The organism is Phyllobacterium sp., from assembly GCF_037994425.1.
Lineage (GTDB): Bacteria > Pseudomonadota > Alphaproteobacteria > Rhizobiales > Rhizobiaceae > Phyllobacterium.
Map to the genome: position 1 here is coordinate 1 of NZ_JBBNAM010000100.1, position 1984 is coordinate 1984.

The 1984-nt window shown below is 58.9% G+C and carries 3 protein-coding genes; 1 reads left to right on the forward strand and 2 read right to left on the reverse strand.

Translation table 11 applies throughout. The features are described from left to right. A partial coding sequence (locus AAAB35_RS07100) for a PAN domain-containing protein (protein ID WP_340667511.1) occupies positions 1–924 on the reverse strand: 924 nt, incomplete at its 3' end. A gap of 346 nt (positions 925–1270) precedes the next feature. Here AAAB35_RS07100 and AAAB35_RS07105 point away from each other — a divergent pair. Further along, complete coding sequence (locus AAAB35_RS07105; protein ID WP_112823970.1) at positions 1271–1675, forward strand: response regulator; 405 nt, start codon at positions 1271–1273, stop codon at positions 1673–1675. A 64-nt stretch (positions 1676–1739) separates the two neighbouring features. On the opposite strand, the gene AAAB35_RS07110 is transcribed toward AAAB35_RS07105, so the two are convergent. Continuing rightward, on the reverse strand, positions 1740–1984 hold a 245-nt coding region (locus AAAB35_RS07110; RefSeq protein WP_340667515.1), incomplete at its 5' end, for a mannonate dehydratase.

The window sequence follows — 1984 nt, forward strand, 5'->3', positions numbered from 1 at the left end:
CGTCACGAAGGGCGTATAGTCCTGCGTCTTGACCAAGGTTTCGGAGAATGTCGCGCAGATACGGGGATTTGCACTATCGGCATCGACAGTATGCTCGGTAATGCGAAATCCTTGCGTCGATTTCAGCAGCAGGAAGGCCGCCTGGACCTCCTTCGAGTTCACGAGTGCCAGGCTTGCCTTGTAGGCATTGAGTGCGGCGCGATAGTTGGTGTTCTTGTCGAGCGCGGCGGCGAGTACGGAAAGCGCCTCGGCACGGGCAGAGGCTGTTCGTGTCAACTCATAGCCATTGACCGCGTCCAGCACAGCCTGTCCGTAGATCTCGCTGCCATCGTTGTCGTCGGTCTTGGCAAAGCTGTCACCGGCGCGCGCCGTTTCCAGCCAAAGATCGGCATTGTCGGGGGAAAGTGCGAGCGCACTTCGGAAGGATTTCACGGCATCAATGACATTGCCTGCTGTCAGGTCGAGACGGCCGTTGGCGATCAGGCTGTCGGCGCTCTGGCCCTGCTGGTCCTCGGCCACTTCAAGATTGGCCTTGTTATCGCGCGCCTGCTGGATCACATCGCCGGAGAGAAAGCCGAGCCGGGGCGCGGCCCCGATATCCGGCTCCGGCTTTGCGGCGGCAGTCTCGACGATCTTACCGGCGATAGCACCCGGGAAGGCGTTCATCGTCTTGAAGTCGGACTTCAGAAAGCACCACTTCACCTTCGGATTATAGGTGAAGGCCCTGCAGGACTTGTCACCGATGCAGGATGTCTTGCATTGATCCAGCGTAAGGTTCTGTTCGGTCCGCAGATCGAAGCCGAAGTAATCGGCGTCCTGGATTGTCTGGATTTCGCGTTTTGCGTCTGCCGCAAATGCCGGAAGGCTTTGAGTGATTAAGGCGAGAGCAACTGCGGCTATGGCGAAAAACGCGCGTACAGACATAGGTCCCCCCAAGGTGACTGGCGCTGGTCCAGAGTGCACTCTCCGCACTCCACAACCGGTTGTCAACTCGACCGAACTGTTGTTTCGGAATGGGCCAAGGGTGCCCGAGATCAGCTAAGGGATGCTATTGCGCGGGCTCGATATCTGAGCCGCCATGTCTTTCCCCATCGGCCACCTCTATTGCTCCTCACATTTGTCCTTAACGGTTTATTAGCGTTAACAGCGATCTATCGGCGAACGAATCCGGCCCAGCGCGGAACATATCCTCCTCAACGCCGTTATCTGCTCGCCAACATGCAGTTGAGCGTAGCCAGTGTTGCAAAATAAGCAGAAACAAGGGGCAATCATGGGCAGCGATGTCGGAACACAACGCCGGACAGGCGGCGCCCCGCGTGGAAGCGTCTTGATCGTCGAAGATGACTTTCTCGTTGCGCTAGATCTTGAAACAACAGTCAGGGACATGGGGCTCGATGTCGTCGGTGTCGCAACCGACAGAAGGCAGGCTTTCTCACTAGCCCCACAGGCTGACATCGCCTTTGTCGACGTCAACTTGGCTGACGGCGCGACTGGCCCAGAGATTGGTCAACGGCTCGTCGATGAATTTGGCATAACGGTGGTCTTCATGACCAGCAACCCCGCGGCGGTCGTTGGCCGTGTTCACGGAGCGCTGGGTGTGGTCAGCAAGCCGGCAACGCCATCGATCGTGCAGAACTCTCTGCGTCATGCGCTCGATGCGCGCCGGAGTGCGTGACCACGCTGTAAGTCGAAAGATGCGCGATATCCGCCAGCTATCCGTGTCGCCCATGCGGCCAGAGCTATACCGTCTGAACGTCCAACTGATCCACCGCTGCAATCACGCCTCGGAGCTCCGCCAGGCCCTTCAGCCGGCCGATGCAGGAATAGCCCGGGTTGACCTTCTTTGTCTGGTCGTCAATCAGAAGATGGCCATGGTCGGGGCGCATCGGAATGACGCTGTCTGCCCTTCCGGAAGCGGCCCGGCGGCGCTCCTCCCGACGTAGCGCCGAGATCAGCGAGACCATGTTCACATCGCCGCCGAGGT